This window comes from Candidatus Nomurabacteria bacterium (assembly GCA_023898625.1).
Lineage (GTDB): Bacteria > Patescibacteriota > Saccharimonadia > Saccharimonadales > JAGQNJ01 > HK-STAS-PATE-36.
The window spans coordinates 352,670-370,299 of the sequence record CP060231.1 but is presented as its reverse complement, the minus strand read 5'-3'; the positions used below and the strand labels follow the sequence as shown (position 1 = coordinate 370,299).

Below are 17,630 nucleotides of genomic sequence, written 5' to 3'. Positions count from 1 at the left end.
CAAAAAACTACTATACATGCTATTATCATATCAATGAAGTCACTATCAATTATTATATCTGGCGAGAAGGTATCTCAGCAGCAGATTAGCACTGTTGTAGATTTATTGTTGTCAAAGTACAGAGATTTAGCAATTGAAGTTTTGTTTTATTTATCGCAACCAAAAAACACACTAAAGTCTGCCTCCAAACGAGTACAAATAATAACCAGTAACACTCGAGCTGTTAAACCAATACAAAAAGCAATTGCTAGCGCCAGTGGAGAATTTCTATTATTTACTACTGTGGAGTACTTCATTGAAAATCATTATGAAATGGTAAAATTATTTTCTTCAATAGACCTCGAAAATTCGATATCAAATGTTTATCTACCGCAAAAGCAAAATATAATCCTACAAAAAATCGGTATAAGACGCATTGAGCAGTGCCCTCTACTCATTACAAGTAAAGGCTTTGTTGCTAATAATTCTGCAATAATTGAAGATTATAAAAAATTATTAAAAATCGCAAACCAACAACTTACTTTACGAATTTTACCAACAAAAATTAATCACCCGACAACGCCTATTCTTGACGCGTTGATACTTATTCGTCCATACCGACAACTATTTATTTATTACTGCAAGAAAATGATAGAAAAGTACAAACAATACCGTAAAACTAGACTTGCCCAAAAGCTAAGAAAAAATGTTCCAGATGTGTTTTTTTCTAAAAACATTCCTGTTTTTATTATTTGTAGAGACAGAAAAGAGCCTTTGCAAAGACTAATATCATGGCTTGAAGACGAGGGATTAAAAAATATCATCTTAATAGACAACGCCTCTACCTATCCACCTCTTATAGATTATTATAAAAAACTTCCCTATGAGATCATCTATTTAAATAAAAACGCTGGACATAAATCGCCATGGACTGAAGGAATTGTTGACATATACGCAAAAAATAAGCCCTTTATTGTAACAGACCCAGATGTAATACCTATAGGCGACTCGCATGGGGCGGTAAAAAGATTCTGCGACCTTCTTACAAAATATCCAGAACGAACAAAAGTTGGATTTGGTTTAAAAATTGATGATTTACCAGATTATTACGAGCTAAAAGATTATGTTATTTCGTGGGAAAGCCAGTTTTGGGAATCAACAGTAGAGCCCGATGTTTACGATGCAGAAATAGACACAACCTTTGCGGTTTATAGACAAAACACGCCTTACACATTAGGACCTGGTTTGCGTACAGGAGGCAAATTTGTAGCACACCACCAACCATGGTACGAAAACAGTAAACGACCTTCAAAGGAAATCGTCTACTATCGCAAACATGTTGACCAAAATATAGGATCATGGGGGGTGAATGAGTCAGAGGTCACAAAAACTTACTTACGTAACACACTTAAAAAACAATAGCATATCACAAACCTACTTATTTTGATATGATGTCGTACATCTTTTTAATGCTCTCTATCATAGCAGTAGTACTTCTAGATTTATAAAGATTCTTGTTATACTCTGTTTTCTTGTTTAAGCTCTCTTTTGAATTATCTTTATAGTACAATCTTATCATATCTGCGTAAGCCTTCGCATCTAAGGGGTCATTAATCAAATATCCATTTATGCCGTGCTCTATAACCTCTCCTACACCACCAACATCAGAAGCAACAACAAACAAATTTGCACCTATAGCCTCTAAAACAACATTGGGCAATCCTTCGCTACGCGAAGCAAAAAGTAAAATATCATAATTTTGAATAGGTATATCCGAAAATTTATCAAACCCACCCTTATATGTTATGTTGCTATAAGACTTTAATAAATTACTGAATACGCCATATTCACCCGCCATTCTGTCATCGATAGATCCATATATATCAATCGATATATCATCATCTTTTAATAAATCAGAAATAACAAAAAGTTCCTTTATTAGTTTGTCAGGTGCTATGCGTCCTGCACAAAGAACTTTTTTGTGTGGCTTACTAGTAGCTGTTAATTTACTTTTTGTTACGGGTATAGGCATTGTTATAAAATCAAACTTTTCTGCTCCATACCCAAAAACCCTCATATAGTCTTTTACTGTATTTTGGCAATCAGTCACAATTCGTGCCTTATCTATTTTATGTATATTATCATAAAAAGATTCTGGAGCTTCAAAAGATACACCATTCTCATCTTGATGTAATGAGAACTTATATGTGTATATTTTTGACGCCTCACCTATTTGTTTGCCATATTTTACAGCAATCTCATTACCATAATATGAATTTAGACTAACAAAATACTTTGGTTGCACATTAATAACAAGCCTTGATATTAACCCAAGTATATCTTCAAAAGAAATATTTTGTTTGTAGTCATGAATGTTAACAACTTTCGCATACTTGGCTATTCTTCCTAGCCACTGCATATTGTTGCCTTCAGTCGTGATTAGTAACACAGATGTTCCATTTTTATGCAAGGTTTTTATAGTTTCTACTAAAATTAAGTCTGCTCCACCCCTTGTAATCCATGGAGTCATCATTATACAAACATTTTTTTGTTTATTAAGTTCTAGAACACCCATGCATAATTCATAATACAGTTTTGTATTGTATGTGCTATCAGGGTAAAACGAAACTCCAAGGTTAATAAAATTTCCCTCTGTGGGTGAAATTAATGGCTCTATCGAGTTAGCATAAAACCACTCATCAACAATTTTCACTACAGAGCTTCTTGCTACATTAAAATGGTTTAACTTCTCAAAAAGAATATTTTCTAAATGATTTCTGTACAGGTCTATCCCACTAGCTATAATATCTTGCTGGGTAATTAGGGAAGATTTTTTATTACTTAACCACCTAACCTTGTCTTTAATAGCAATCAGTAGCCTATTATGGGCATGATAGCAGGTCTTAAGATAGGTTTTTGCAGTCACAGGCATTGCCGTAAAGGGTCGTCTATATAGAAGTTGTCGAACAATGGTTTTAAAATTGTACTTAATGGGTGGTTTTATTGGGTCATGGGTCGCTTTCTTTTCTGTTTTGCGGTTATTATAAAAATCCACAAAAGTTTGTGGATCAAACAAAGGAGATCTTCTAAGAATGGCGTTTTGAGATACTTGTCCAGACAATAAAGACTCTGCTGGATTAAAGCTTCTTCTGTAAAATAATATACCATCCGGTATCTTTTTAAACTCTACTCCTAAAACTAAGAGTTTAGTAACAAAGTGCCAGTCTTCATATCCATATCCACTACCCCTAACAACTGGTTCATAACGAGTAAGTTGAAATACTTCTTTGTTGGCAAAAATACAAGAGTTTACTGGGTTATTATTAACTACCAGCTCTAGTGCTGACCTATAATTAGTTTTAACCTCAGGCCTAACAGCAATACTATTCTCGCCACCAAAAACAACAAGATAATCTACCGAATATACTACCTTTTTGTTTTTATTAGCTCTGGCTAGCCTATAAGCCGAAAGTAAATATTTTAAGCTAAAAACATCGTCTCCATCAAAAAAGGCCAAGTATTCACCCTTCGATTTTCCGATTAAGTTATTTCTACTTTCTGCCAAATCACCAAATTTAACACTATATGTCTTTTTTGTTGCATTATCAAACCCAAACTTATCGACTACTTCTTTGGTTTTTTCATCATGATTATCTAATGAAACATTAACCTCTATTTTGGTATTAGGTATTTCTTGAATCAAAGCATTGATATTATTATTGATAGCAACGAGGGTTCTGTACAATAAATTACCTTCTCTATGTGCTGTTATATTAACCGATATGTCGACTTTTGTTTTCACTTATTTTCTCCGTTAGTTAAAAAATCCACAACCTTAGTTCTTGCACGCCAGGTTCTTGACCCTTTTATTTCTTTTAGTTGAGCCTCTACTTGATGTAGTCGCCCTATTAGATCTTGTTCTGTTGCTATTCGTTCATCAATTATCTTCGATTTTTTGTCGTTTTCTTGTGCATACACCGCTATATTTGCACCCAAAGCCTTTACTCTATCTTCTAAATAAGAGATCTGCTCCTGATTATAAGTTAAATATATATCTATCAAACCAGGATATTTCTTAATAGCCTCTTGTGTGCGTCCTTGACCTCCACTTGGTTTTGATACAATTAGCTGATTTATATCATTGTAAACTCTTTTATAAACGGCTTTTTTGTATTTACTATCATCTCCAAACATATCGTTAGCCACCTTGTCCAACGCAAGAAAATACAAACCATAATCATTCCAAACTCTGTATGGATTATCTTGTGTAGCCCACCAAACTCCCTCCTCGTGCTTTCGATAGGCAGACATAACCTTGTTAAAAAATTTAAGTCTTCCAAACTGCGCATGAAACATATGCAAATACCAATCTGCTGGCATAACATCAACAGGACAAGCAGAATAATCTGCCTGAGACCTATACATCACCGAATTTGTGGGTATATAGTTTTCTGTGATTAGCTTATTAAGAGTAAAGCCCTTTTTTATATTTGGATAAATATATTCAGCTATCTCACCCTTTTCGTAAAATACCTTTACTGGGTGAAAACACAAAGCATAATCTGGGTGAGCCTCCATAAAATCTACTTGTTTCTGTAACTTTGTTAAGTCCGTCCAAAAGTCATCACCCTCACAGATGGCCAAATACTTACCTTTGACCTTTGGCAACAGATATCTAACAATCATATTTCGTTCACCTTTTGAGTATTTGTTTTCTTTTTGAAAAACCGGCTTAATAATTTGTGGATGTTTTGTTTGATATTCTTTAATTATTTCAGCTGTTCCGTCTGTTGATGCGTCATCATTAATTAAGACTTCAAACCTAAAGTTTGTTTTTTGCCCCAAAATGCTATCTAAACACTGTTTGATATAATGCTTTTGGTTATAGCTTAACGATAAAACCGAAACCATTATCTTTCTTTTATTCATCATACTTTAACGATTTTAATATAAAAATAGGACGATTAAGAAACTCTCCGAGTCTATCAACGCGCCTAATGTTGTCTTGATTTAAATTTTTATAGACTATTTTCTCATTTTCTTCTTGAGCTATACCTATAGACTCAATTTCCCAACAATTATCGACACCCCCCTTTATAAAATTAATCATTTCTTGTTTTTGCCCATGCATAAAAATTGGCTTCTCTGTATCCCCCATCCAGTTATAACCCATCTGAAAAACTAGATATTTAGTATTTTTTGCTAAAGGGTTTAATTCTTTGGTGATTGTTGTCTTTACGGCATTAATGCTTGGTACCCATTCTCCATAATCATCACCAGTATGATGCAGTACATTAAATAGTAGGGTAACATCAAAGTGCTCCGAAAATGTATTGCTAAAATTAAAATACTCTCCGACTACCTTAAGCTTGTTCTCAACTTTAAGGACTCTGGAAGCTAGGCGTACAAATTCTGAATGAGATTTATTACCTTCATAGTAACAAACCTCCTCTGCTCCTTGTTCCAATAATTCAAAAGAGAAAAAGCCAGTATTACCACCGATGTCTAGAACTCTCTTTTGTTTAAAATTGATGTTTTTGGTCAAGAATAATAATCTCTCCCTTTCAAATCTAGATTTTGTGTTTAAATTATGAGCTCCTAAGATTTTTTTTAATGAATTAGGTAAAACTTGGTAGTTAGAATGTTTACTATGTTGCCGATAGTAATTCACCAATTTGTTTTGTGAATCAATCATATTTTCTCCAGATCATAAATTTCCCTTGTATCCACTCTATTATATATGTCATAAGCACTCCATACACTATTCTCTGCAAGATAAGTTTCTTTGTCATAGTTATGAAATACCATCTTGGAGATATCATCACATACTCCACCCGACCAATAATACCTAGCCCCCTTATTCATCTTCGCGTGTTTGGGCTTAGAATCTATCACACCCCAATCAAGCAACATATCTTCAAAGAAGTTTACGCCAGCATCTACAAAGAGTTGCGAAGGACCCCAAAACCTAGGATTAGCCTCGATCATAACATAATCATCTTTCTGTCGACTTACTTCCACCATAACAAGCCCACGGTATTGTAGTTTAATAAAAAGGTTTTGATATTGTTCTGTAATTTTCTTATGGTGTATATCGGCTAGCTTGGCAGCAACGATAGACCTTCCGTTTGGCTGTTGAATGAGATTTTCTTGAGACAATTTAATAGCTCTACCATTTTTATAAAAATAAAATAGAATATATATGCTATCCCCCGACACATATTCTTGAAAATAAAAATCTCTAGTATAATATTCGTTTTTAAAAGTGCTAAACTCGGCCTCATCTCTTATAAATACCGGGGAATATGTTTTATTGTTAGTCGAGAAATATTTTTTTGGCTTAGCTACAAATGGAAATTTGGCATTACTATGAGTATATTCGCCAGGAATAACCAGTCCGTAGCTTTTGCATATCTGCGTAAAGCTGTATTTATCCGATATCTGTTCATAAAGCTCTTTGGATGGCAAAATATCGTCGTATCCTAGCTCGTGGAACTCTTCATAGTTTTCAAGCATAAACCTATTTAAGCCCTCCGTTGATGGCGCAACAATATATTTTTTTGCATCCAGTTTTTTCTTTGCAAGATCAATACACTTAAAAAGTTCGTCTTTATTTAACTCTTTTTGTTCTCGTATATATATTACTTTGTTTTTATACTCGGTACTCAATATAGTGTCTTTTGATGAACTAGCAATTATTACATAATCAACATTTAATTCTGCCAATGTTCTTAAAAAGGCGACAACGGCTCGTTGGTTATAACCAGAAAATATAATGAGTGCTTTTTTCATTTACGATCTTATGTTAACTTAATCTCCCTAATATACTATGGGACTGTAGTCGTTTCGGAGGTTTTTTAAATCTTTTCTCTTTGCAACTTAGAAGTCCAACACTCTTTGTTATCTTAAACATCTGTTAATTATCTCACAAATATTAATTATTGTAGAGTCGTCAAGGCTGTCATATAACGGAATACATAATATACGCTTAGCAATATCCTCAGATACAGGACAAGAATATTTTGATTCTAAGTACGGCAACATATTTAAAGATGGATAAAAATACCTGCGTGGAAATATATCGTTTGCACTTAATGCCTTAACCACCTTTTGTAACTCTTTTTGGTTTTTTAGAATAATTGGGTAGTAGGAATAGTTATATTCTGTCCCTTCAGAAATTATTGGGTGCTCAACTATATTTGATAGATAATTTTCATAATACTTTGATTTTTTCTTTCTTTTTTCAATTATTTCGTCTATATATTTAAGGTTGCATAGCCCCATTGCCGACTGAAACTCATTTGCTTTTGCGTTAATACCAAGCTGTATATGTGTATCTCCATTGTGTCCAAAGCGTTTCGCCAATTCCACCCTATCGATAAACTTCTTGTTATTAGAATATACGGCACCCCCCTCAATTGTATGAAAAAGCTTTGTCGCATGAAAACTCAGTGTTGATATATCGCCATATTCAAGAATTGATTTTCCTTTATATTTAACCCCAAAAGCATGTGCGGAATCATAAATAACTTTTAAGTTATGCCTTTTGGCAATTTTATCAATCGACTCTACATCACAGGGATTACCAAAAACATGAACCGGCATGATTGCTTTTGTTTTTGATGTAATTGCTTGTTCAATTTTTGATGGATCGATATTTAAAGTGGTTGGGTCAATATCTACAAAAACAGGAGTTAAATGCTCCCATAATATAGCAGATGTTGTAGCAACATAGGTAAAAGGAGTTGTGATAATCTCTCCGTTATCGAAATCTAGTGCTCGCAATGCAAGCTGAAGAGCTAATGTACCGTTTGTAACAATATTAACACCCTCTTCTTTAACATTAAGATATTCAGATAACTCACTGCGGAATCTTTTTACTAATGAGCCGTTGTTGGTCAATTGATTCGAACGCCAAATGTCCTGAAGATATTTTGTATATTCATCTATGGAAGGTAGAAAGGATTTAGTCACATATATGCTCATTTATCAACCCAATTACCTCTATGTATTAACAAGCCACCCATCTTCTTGTTGTTATGGGTAACGACAATTTCTATAGATCCAAGCTGTGTTGTAAACGCTAATAAACTCTTGTCCTTTAATTTAAAAACTGTCCCTGATATTTTAAATGTTCCTTGCGTAAATTGATTTAATGGTAATTTGTATGTAAAGCTGTTCGTGTTTTTATTAATCTTCTTTGGTGTTACGCCAATAGAATTATGCTCTAGAACCGAAACGTTCTCATATAACACACCAATACCAACATATAGAGGTGTGTTATCAGTCTGCTTATATACAATATCAAACTCAAAGTCTTGGTCTCTTGTTAAAACCAGCGGAGATTTAGGTATTAGTTTTAAGTCCACTACCGGAGGACTTAGGCTAACTCTTACTTCTTCTGATTTTTTTGAGCTATCTTCAATTTGTTTATCTTTCGTATGGTTTGGCATATTGTCTAAAGTATATTGATTTGCAATATCTGCAGGGTTCCCCATACTTTTTATCTTTGAGTGTTCTATCAAAACTGCCCTATCACAGTACTGCCGAACATCTTCCATACTATGAGTCACCAAAACAACCGTTTTACCATTTTCTTTTAAGGACTTGAAGTATTCTTTACACTTGCGCTGGAAGGCTTCGTCGCCAACGGCGAGTACTTCATCCAACACCAATATGTCTGTATTGGCACGAATCGCTATTGAAAAAGCTAAACGTACTTGCATACCAGAACTGTAGTTTTTTAGTTTTTGATCCATAAATTTCTCAAGCTCGGCAAAAGCTACAATTTCATCGTACATTCCATCCATTTCTTTACGGTTAAAACCAAGTAGTGATCCGTTAAGATAAACGTTATCTTTGCCTGATAGTTCTGGATTAAAGCCAACACCAAGTTCTATAAATGGAGTTAGCTTACCGTTGACATGAATTGCTCCTGAATCTGGAGCATATATTCCAGATATTAGTTTTAGTAACGTGCTTTTTCCGCTACCGTTGCGCCCTACTATGCCAAAAAATTCACCTTTTTTTACTTCGAACGATATATTTTTAAGTGCAGTTTGTTTTTTGTATCCTTTTTTCTTACGCCTAAAGTTAATGATTGCACCCTTGATTGTTGAGTTCTTCTCATAAGGTAACTTAAAGGTCTTTGAAACATTATTCACAGATATCGCAATATCATCACTCATTGGTTGTCCCTTCACTTAAAAAATAATCATAAAAATTATCTTTGTTAATTACCGAAAACTGTGTATCTCCATATTCTTGGATCCATTGTTTTGGTAGCTGACTTGCTTTATTTGGATTCCACTTTGCTTCAATAACAAATAATTTACCGTCTTTTTCTTCTACTAAATCGATTTCTTGTTTTTCCCAAGTTCGCCAAAAATATTGATTTCTTTTTTTACCTGAATAGCTTAATTGTTTTTTTCGTTCTACAACTACGAAGTTTTCCCATAGTTGACCTATATCGTTACGCATATCTAATGCATTGAAATTATTAATAATTGCGTTACGAACACCGACATCATAAAAATAATATTTTGATTTCTTATTGATCTCACTTCGTAAATTTCGTGAAAACCCGTTTAGCCTAAAGATTATGAAAGCTTGTTCTAGTAAATCTAAATACCTGTTTACCGTATTTTTACTTATTCCCAAAGTTTTACCAAGCTCTTCCATTGAAACTTCCCCGCCAATCCGAAAAGCCAATAGCCTCAACAGTTTAAGTAATACGTCGGATGCTCTAACCTCCTGAAAAGCCAATATATCTTTTAGTAATAATGAGTCTACCATCTCTGCTAAAAACCGGCTTCTTTCGTTATTGCTATTAGCAGTAATGCTATCAGGATACAATCCGTATATCAAGAATTGTTCTTGCAACCTCTTCCATGCAACAATTGCAGGCTCATCTTTTATACTATCTATCACCTCATTTGCAGAAAAAGGATATAAAAATAAGGTTGTTTTTCGTCCAACTAAAGGCTCGCCCACTTGTCCTTTTAGTTCAAATGAAGAAGATCCAGAAACTAATACTGCAAGATTTTTCCTTTCATCATTAAGAATTTTTAGGCTTTTGCCAATATTGTCAATATTTTGAGCCTCGTCAATTACTAATAAATCATAGCCATCAACATATTGCGACAACAGGCTAATATCGTTTACAGAAAAGTTATTTTGTGTACTAAGGTTGTCTCCATTATATTTAACAATCTTTTGTTTTGCTTGATTATCAGCAACATAGTTATCGATCAGGGTTGTTTTTCCGGTTCTACGTGCGCCATAAAGAATTAAGGTTCGACCATTTTTGATATGCTTTTCTAGCTCTATTGACCGTTCTATCATGATTATAGTATACCACGCTGACGGAAATTTATCGATTTCGTCATTTTATATATTCTCCGCAAAATACTTAGATTCTTTTCTAAAGTACCAAACGCCAAAAACAAATATAACACCTGTTAGTATTATTGGTATTAATGAGTACCATCCGCCATCAAAAACTTTCCAAATAGTAATAGTCTCTTGAGTAACCATGGCATATCGTATACCTTGAATAGTTTGCGCCATAGGGTTCATAAATAATACCTTTAAGGCAAGTTCGTTATGTATCATTGAAATAGGATATAGAATTGGTGTAGCATAAAAACCTATTTGCAAAAGGACTTCCCATATATAACTAATGTCTCGGTATTTGACGAATGCTGCAGACAAGAAGAATGACATCCCTAACGAAAATATATAAACTTGTAGTAGAATCAGTGGAACTAATAATATTTCTCTACTAACATCAACTTTATTTACCACCATAAATATAGTGATCACCATCATTGTTAATGATAGGTTTATGACAGCGGACAAGCTACTGGATATCACTACAATCCATCGTGGTATTTTTATCTTCCGGATTAAATCACCTCGTCCTACTATAGAAGTCAAACTAAGTTGGGTCATTTCTGTAAAAAAGTTCCAAACCACTATACCAAGCAACAAATAGACAGGATAGTGTGGAATTTCATCGCCAATTTTTAGAAACTTAACAAAGACTATATAAAGAATTACGAACATCAGTAGTGGCCTGAGGAGTGACCAAGCATAGCCCAGCACTGACCCTTGATAACGTAGCTTAAAATCAGTTCTGACAAGTTCTGCTACTAACGCCCTGTTCTTCTTGGAAAGTAATTGTTTCATATAAGATTTACCCGACTTATTATAGAATACTTGCATGCAGTATGAAAACTAAAGTTGTTGTAGTAATCAATCGTCGTGTAATGAGAGTCGGGAGTAAGGCGTAAAAAAAGAAGGTTCAGAACCTGCGTAATCCAACGTTGCCGAGCCTTCAATACTTGTAATATAACACTGTCTATCTTACGAGTTCAATAATATTTTTGCTTTTGTCGATCAGTACGATTCTTTTGATGCTCTTTGCTAGACGAAACTGGTAATTAAGTATGTTCTTAATTCTGGCGATATGTATTTTGGTACGCCGAGCATCAAATACTATGTTTTTTGATTGCTCTTAATACCCGTTTGTAGTTGCTGTTCGATGTTTTGTTTGTCGCACCCGTAGGACTCTTGAGATCCCATTTTACCCCATCGATAATAAAGTAGTGTGTACCGTTACTACATGTAAAGAGGCTGTCGACTCGTTACAGGCAAAGCTTCAAGAATTATGGGGTAGCTATTTTAGCCTAGGTATTTCTGTATGCGTTGCTGATCTTCACGGTTTTTAACATTTTTGGCGTACAGCTCAATGAATGTTACAGCTCCATCGCTTATAACAGCTATGAATACTAATCGAAGCTTACCGCTCATTGAGCGTGTTTCGGTATCCAATCGCATCTTTATCACTTCATGTGTCTGTGACTGGTGTAAAATTGTGGCTCGCTTACCATCAAAAAACAGTGATCGATATTTTTTTAGCCTCTCATCGCCTCCAGGCACATATAACTGTTCTATAAGTGCATACACAGGCATTAGGTCAGACTTTATAGTTCGCACCTTCTTGCTAAGTGTTTTTACGTCTTTCTTAAACTCTGGGCTCTCATTAAAGTTCATCTTCTGGCTCGGTGACAGCAGTTAGTTTGGTACGGTAAAACACATACCGGTAATCGAGCGGTTTGCCCTGACCCGCCACCACCCATGGCGTATCATAGTGCGATAACTCTGTTAGCTCCTTGGCCGTCTTATCGCTCAAGCGGGCAAGTGTTTCATCTATGTGTCTGAGCTCGCGCGCAGACAGGCCATCAAACAGTACTGGCTTTGTTGGCAAGTATTTCTTCTGCTTATTCTTAAAGAAATTGGTTTCAACAACCTCAAGCTCGCCTTTGTTCTTCATGCCCTCAACAACACTCTTGAATTCTGCCACAGGTGATGGGCCGTAATGATTGTGGATGTAAGTTAAACCGGTTATGGACTTACCGTATTTTTCGTAGTAATCAAAATCTATGAAGTATAGCAATTTGTATAGAACAGTTTCACCTACATTTGGTTTAGCACCGACTTTTTCAAGAACATAAGAGAGCACCTCACGCAGTTTGTTATGGTCAACAACCTGTATTGTTTCTCTAGGCTCTAAACTGGGCCTGCTGAAACTAACTGGTTCAACAGCTTGTTCTACCGGCACTTTGCCTGTAATTAAATCAGGTGGAGAAATCTGATAAAACTCAGCGATGGCATTAATCTGACTCAGATCCGGTTGTCTCTTGCCTAACTCTAAGTTGGCATAGGTTGCCCGTGCCATTTGTAGCTTATCTGCCACGTCTTGTTGACTCAGACCTGCCTTGTTGCGCAGTGTTATGATTGTCTTGCTGAAATCCATGATGAACCTTTCAATTTATACCTTACAGTATAACTTATGCTACATTTTTGTGCAAGAATTTGGTACATAATGTTGACCTCCTCTGTTATTTTTGTTATAATTCGCAATGTAATTATACCTGGTTGCTACACACAGTGTGTTCATTATATAAGGAGGGTGACATTATAATTTGCCATAATATTATTTATTATAGCAACAAACTTCTTAAGCTCATTTCTTCGGCGTCTTCATCCGTAAGTATCTTGCTCCAAATCTTGTCGGTGGGGTGTGTGGCCTGCTGAAGCTTATCTAACGTAGTAGTAGCAAATAACAATTCCTCGTCCCACTGGTCATCCAAAATGCGCTTTATTTGCTTATTAAGCTTTTTTTGATTTTTCTCATCTTGGCAGATGGCTACAATTACAGGAAACTGTTCTTTTTCCTGCCACTGCTCACTATCTTTGAAGTTCACGTAGTTCCTAGTTTTTCTGACGCTAACAAAGAATGGCTTAGTGCCATCCCAAATATCAACGAAGTAGTGTTTGGATGGTGTACTGCCTCTGCCTGGTATCTCAAGATGAAGATCTGGTGTCCAAGCAGGATAGTAGCCGTACTGTGCTATATAACTTTTGGGTAGTATGTACATTTTATGTATGTTGCCAAATATTTCACGAAGCTTTTTGGCTATTTCGGTGACAGTGATGCAATGTCTCAAAAAGTCATCAGACACCGTCTTGTTCTTGTACAAGCTTTTGGTTGCCCACTTGTTAGTAACACCGGGCTTGAGTCTTTCCAGCTCACGAGCACCTTTTGGTGTTATGAAGTACTCAGCAGGTCTGCCAGCTAGTTTATAGCTTTTGTCGTAGCGTTTATCAATGAAACCTTGAGCTTCTAGTACTTGAAGTTTGTTTTGTATAGCTTTCTGGCTCGATTTTCCCAGTGTATGAGCTAACTGCTTGGCGGTACAAAAACGATACCAATACAGTATGTTCAACGTTTCAGTCTGCTGACCATTGAGTGGTCTACGATACTTAACTGTACTCATATGTGATACCAATATAACTATCAAAGCTACTATTCATATATTTAACGAAATAATACACCCTATTAATATATAAACAACCCCATGCCACTCTTTTCATTATTTCTTCTTTATATTTATATAAAAAGAAAGGAGAAGATAAAGTAAAGTTAACAGGTTATATTAAAAATTGATAGCATGGGTATCGCAGTATAAGTTTGTGTTTATCTTTTGGTGTGTATTATTTAAGTAAGTAAACTGTACTCATCATAACAATATGTCTATTTGAAAACCCTAATAATATACTAATTATTATAGAAAAATCAGTTTTTTGTACTAAACTGGTGCTTAGTATGAAAACTAAAGTTGTTGTAGTAATACCTAATTGGAATGGTCAAGACTTTATTGTTGAGTGTTTACGGTCATTAGAAAAACAAACCTTTAAGCCTAAGATTGTGGTAGTAGATAACGGTTCGGTGGATGATTCTGTTCAAATAATTAAAGATAGGTTTCCTAATGTTGAGTTGTTGCTACAAAAAACTAATCTAGGTTTTGCTGGTGGGGTTAATAAAGGCATTGACTGGGCTATAATGAATGATTATGAATACGTAGCACTGTTTAATAACGATGCTGTTGCTAGCAAGGATTGGTTAAAAAACCTGGTCACTGCCGGAGATAACCATAAAGAGGCAGGCATTATTACCGGCAAATTTATGCGCATGGACAAAAAGCATATCGATAGTACTGGTGATTTTTATACCGTTTGGGGAATACCTTTTCCTAGGGGGAGAAACCAATTAGATAAAGGTCAATATGATACTGCTGAGTATGTGTTTGGTGCCACAGGTGGAGCATCACTTTATCGCACGGCAATGCTCAAAGAAATTGGATTGTTTGACGAAAGGTTTTTTGCCTACTATGAAGATGTAGACATTAGCTTTCGGGCCCAACTAGCTGGCTGGAAGGTCTGGTATGAACCAGGTGCAGTAGCCTATCATCATGTGTCAGCAACTAGTGCTAGGTTGGGTGGGTTTTCCCGTTATCATAGCACCAAGAACTTTACCTTACTTTTTAATAAAAATATGCCTGGTAGTCTTTTTTGGAAATATAAACCATTGTTTTTGTATGGCCTTCTACGTATGCTTGGAGGAGCAATCAGAGATCACCATATCGGGTCGTTTATTAAGGGTGTTGCGAAGTCTTTTGTGTTGCTTCCGAATACTCGTCAGCAACGTAAGAAAATTCAAGGCAATCTTACTGTAAGTACCGAGTATATCGATGGCATATTGTATAAAAGCAAACCCCTCAAAATACCAAAGATTAATTAGTTGTTGTAAAACTATTGGTGCATAATTAATACCGATGAGTAATATCAGTCGTGATTCGATATTTCTGAAATATTGTTTTCTTTTTTTTGTAGCAATTATTCCGTTTTCGGCACTACTTACAACCATTATTGATTCTAAGATTAATAATATTTTGTTGAGTAGTAGTTTTGAAGAGGTTATTATTGTGCTTTTAACACTACTTTCAATAATTATCCTTGCAAGACACAAGGAATATCGCTCTAAATTCATGAAGGGTTTAGGTAGTGCATTTGGTATCAGTCTGCTGGCTTTTACAATATACTGTGGGATATTTTTGCTAATCAAAGGAATAAATCCAGTTAGTTTTGTGGGTTTTGTGCTTAATGTTCGGTTTGTTGGAGTAGTACTATCTGGAGCGCTGTTGGGATTAATCTATAAAAAACAACTGATTAACGACGTTAGCAGACTAGTTGTAGTCTGCGGTGTGATTAGTGTGGTTTTGGGAATAGTCATGGTTCTATTACCACCAAGATACCTAACCGGCCTTGGCTATGATGCGTCTGGTATAGATAGACCAGGAAGGCCAGGTGCGCAATACTTAGTCAGCGCAAACCTTCCAATAAAACGCATGCAGGCTGGATTTCGTAGCCCAAATTCTTTGGGTGTATATTTATTAATCCCGTTTGCTTTGGTGTTATTTAATCAAGTAAAGCTATTAAAACGTAATCGGTATTTGGTTCTATCAATTGTAGCGCTTGGTGTTGTATGGTCATTTTCGCGAGGCGCGTGGATTGGGTTATTAATACTTGCTGGCTGGTACGTGTTTGTTAACAGACATCTATTATTATCGAATCACAAAGCTCGTATTGTGTTGGTGTTGAGTGTTGTTGTGGCCTTGTTAGGTATTTCTGCCGTTACGCTTTCCCCAGTTGGTAGATCTTTACTACTTCATCAGACAGATAATCAAGCTAATGGATCCACGGAGCTTAGATTAAAAAGTTATGGTAGCAATATGAGGTTATTTGTTTCTAATCCTCTAGGTCGGGGTCATGGATATGCCAGCCCAGCAGGAAGACTAAGCAATAACAATTCTGGGGCGTATGTTGTTACAGAAAACTCGTATATACAATATGGGCTAGAGCTAGGCGTTGTTGGTTTGTTGTTATTCGTGGCCTTCATGGTTGCAACTTGGCAACAAATTAGATGGTTTAGTCCACCAATCTCGCGACAAGCATATTGGTCCCTGCTAGCCACTATCGCAATCATTGGGTTATTTATCCCTATATGGACAGAAGAATCGGTTCCAATAACCTGGTGGGCACTAGTAAGTTTAAATATAGGCTTGGGTTTTGTGTCACAACTGAAACATGCCAAAAATAGCACTTCTTAGGCTATTACTCTATAATTCTATCTATTATGTCTCGTCATATCGTAATAGATAATCGTATTTCTGGTACTTCAACTGGTCGATATTCTGACAAACTTATTGAACATCTTCATCTGTTAAATCCACAGTACAAAATAACCGTTATTACCACGCCAGAACGAAAAGGTTATATAGAAAAAATTGCACCATCGTTTCAGGTTGCTACATCAAACTTTCGCAGTTTTAGTATTGGCGAACAATTTGGTTTACTGGCACAAATAAAAAATCTAAAGCCTGATTTGGTTTTTTTTAGTATGGTACAACAACCATTGTTGCTTTCGGGAAAAACTATAACAATGATGCATGACCTAACCGCTCTCAGGTTTAAAAACACACACCAAAATAGCTTTGTTCAAGCCTTTCGGCAACAGTTATATAATCTGATGAATTATGTTGTTTGTAAGAAATCCTCTAAGATACTTACTCCAAGTCAGTATATTAAAGATGATTTGATGAAAAAATATAGTGTTAGTAAAGACAAGATTAACGTAACTCGTGAATCTGCCGATAAGATATCTATCTCACCACAATCTTTTAAAAAACTAACAAATAAACAGTTCCTACTTTATGTTGGTCGAGCTCAACCACACAAAAACCTTCGTAATTTAGTTGAGTCATTTGCCTTGGTTCAACAAAAACACCCAGAGTTAGTGTTAGTGTTGGCGGGAAAGATAGATTTGGCATATCAGGAAATTATTAACCTGGTGGACCAAAAATCTATCAATAGTGTAGTGTTTTTGGGATTTGTCGACGATAGCCAGCTGAAGTGGCTTTATCAAAACGCTGAGTGTTATGTTTTGCCTTCGTTAAGTGAGGGGTTTGGGTTGCCAGGGCTTGAAGCAATGGTTCATGGTTGTCCGCTGGTTAGTAGTAACGCTACGTGTTTACCAGAAATTTACGGCAAAGGGGCTTTATATTTCAATCCTACTGATGTGCAAGATATGGCAGATAAAATTAACACTGTATTGGATGACGAAAAACTTCGTGATCAGCTAATTAAGGCTGGTTATGCTCAATCAAAAAAATACTCCTGGTCAAAAATGGCCAAAGAAACCCTCGACGTATATAAACAAGTTTTAGGGGATAGTTAAGCTACTG

The 17,630-nt window shown here is 35.6% G+C and carries 15 protein-coding genes; 4 read left to right on the top strand and 11 right to left on the bottom strand.

Annotation, left to right across the window (positions count from 1 at the left end; translation table 11 throughout):
* Positions 1 to 33: 33 nt before the first annotated feature.
* The gene (locus H6793_01930) at positions 34 to 1,401 is read left to right on the top strand and encodes a hypothetical protein (GenBank protein ID USN95901.1); all 1,368 of its coding nucleotides are present in this window, start codon (positions 34 to 36) and stop codon (positions 1,399 to 1,401) included.
* A 16-nt stretch (positions 1,402 to 1,417) separates the two neighbouring features.
* Here the strand turns inward: H6793_01930 and H6793_01925 are convergent, their stop codons facing one another.
* From H6793_01925 to H6793_01875, 11 genes are all read right to left on the bottom strand, one after another.
* Positions 1,418 to 3,781, bottom strand: coding sequence for a glycosyltransferase (locus H6793_01925; GenBank protein ID USN95900.1), 2,364 nt, complete (start codon positions 3,779 to 3,781; stop codon positions 1,418 to 1,420).
* The gene (locus H6793_01920; protein ID USN95899.1) at positions 3,778 to 4,911 is read right to left on the bottom strand and encodes a glycosyltransferase; all 1,134 of its coding nucleotides are present in this window, start codon (positions 4,909 to 4,911) and stop codon (positions 3,778 to 3,780) included. Before H6793_01920 ends, H6793_01925 begins: the two co-directional genes overlap by 4 nt.
* Complete coding sequence (locus tag H6793_01915) at positions 4,901 to 5,674, bottom strand: hypothetical protein (protein USN95898.1); 774 nt, start codon at positions 5,672 to 5,674, stop codon at positions 4,901 to 4,903. The genes H6793_01920 and H6793_01915 overlap by 11 nt, the downstream gene beginning before the upstream one ends.
* Positions 5,671 to 6,771 (bottom strand): ATP-grasp domain-containing protein, encoded by a 1,101-nt coding sequence (locus H6793_01910; protein ID USN95897.1) that lies wholly within the window; start codon positions 6,769 to 6,771, stop codon positions 5,671 to 5,673. The genes H6793_01915 and H6793_01910 overlap by 4 nt, the downstream gene beginning before the upstream one ends.
* A gap of 108 nt (positions 6,772 to 6,879) precedes the next feature.
* The gene (locus H6793_01905) at positions 6,880 to 7,965 is read right to left on the bottom strand and encodes a DegT/DnrJ/EryC1/StrS family aminotransferase (protein USN95896.1); all 1,086 of its coding nucleotides are present in this window, start codon (positions 7,963 to 7,965) and stop codon (positions 6,880 to 6,882) included.
* Positions 7,962 to 9,167 carry an ABC transporter ATP-binding protein gene (locus H6793_01900; protein USN95966.1) on the bottom strand — a complete coding sequence of 402 codons (1,206 nt, stop codon included), beginning with the start codon at positions 9,165 to 9,167 and terminating at the stop codon, positions 7,962 to 7,964. Before H6793_01900 ends, H6793_01905 begins: the two co-directional genes overlap by 4 nt.
* A complete protein-coding gene (locus H6793_01895) occupies positions 9,160 to 10,323 on the bottom strand; it encodes an ATP-binding protein (protein USN95895.1) in 1,164 nt (387 codons plus the stop codon). Before H6793_01895 ends, H6793_01900 begins: the two co-directional genes overlap by 8 nt.
* Positions 10,324 to 10,368: 45 nt before the next feature.
* Entirely contained in the window at positions 10,369 to 11,169 is an 801-nt protein-coding gene (locus H6793_01890) for an ABC transporter permease (protein ID USN95894.1), read from the bottom strand.
* A gap of 495 nt (positions 11,170 to 11,664) precedes the next feature.
* The gene (locus H6793_01885; protein USN95893.1) at positions 11,665 to 12,036 is read right to left on the bottom strand and encodes a hypothetical protein; all 372 of its coding nucleotides are present in this window, start codon (positions 12,034 to 12,036) and stop codon (positions 11,665 to 11,667) included.
* Positions 12,026 to 12,799, bottom strand: coding sequence for a DUF4065 domain-containing protein (locus H6793_01880; GenBank protein ID USN95892.1), 774 nt, complete (start codon positions 12,797 to 12,799; stop codon positions 12,026 to 12,028). Before H6793_01880 ends, H6793_01885 begins: the two co-directional genes overlap by 11 nt.
* Positions 12,800 to 12,986: 187 nt before the next feature.
* Positions 12,987 to 13,823 carry a replication-relaxation family protein gene (locus tag H6793_01875; GenBank protein ID USN95891.1) on the bottom strand — a complete coding sequence of 279 codons (837 nt, stop codon included), beginning with the start codon at positions 13,821 to 13,823 and terminating at the stop codon, positions 12,987 to 12,989.
* Between the two features lie 329 nt (positions 13,824 to 14,152).
* Between H6793_01875 and H6793_01870 the strand changes: the two genes are divergently transcribed.
* The 3 genes from H6793_01870 to H6793_01860 are packed head-to-tail and all read left to right on the top strand — an operon-like array spanning position 14,153 to position 17,623.
* Positions 14,153 to 15,127 carry a glycosyltransferase family 2 protein gene (locus H6793_01870; protein ID USN95890.1) on the top strand — a complete coding sequence of 325 codons (975 nt, stop codon included), beginning with the start codon at positions 14,153 to 14,155 and terminating at the stop codon, positions 15,125 to 15,127.
* A 34-nt stretch (positions 15,128 to 15,161) separates the two neighbouring features.
* On the top strand, positions 15,162 to 16,496 hold the full coding sequence (locus H6793_01865) for an O-antigen ligase family protein (protein USN95889.1): 1,335 nt from the start codon (positions 15,162 to 15,164) through the stop codon (positions 16,494 to 16,496).
* Between the two features lie 26 nt (positions 16,497 to 16,522).
* Positions 16,523 to 17,623 carry a glycosyltransferase family 4 protein gene (locus tag H6793_01860; GenBank protein ID USN95888.1) on the top strand — a complete coding sequence of 367 codons (1,101 nt, stop codon included), beginning with the start codon at positions 16,523 to 16,525 and terminating at the stop codon, positions 17,621 to 17,623.
* Positions 17,624 to 17,630 lie beyond the last annotated feature (7 nt).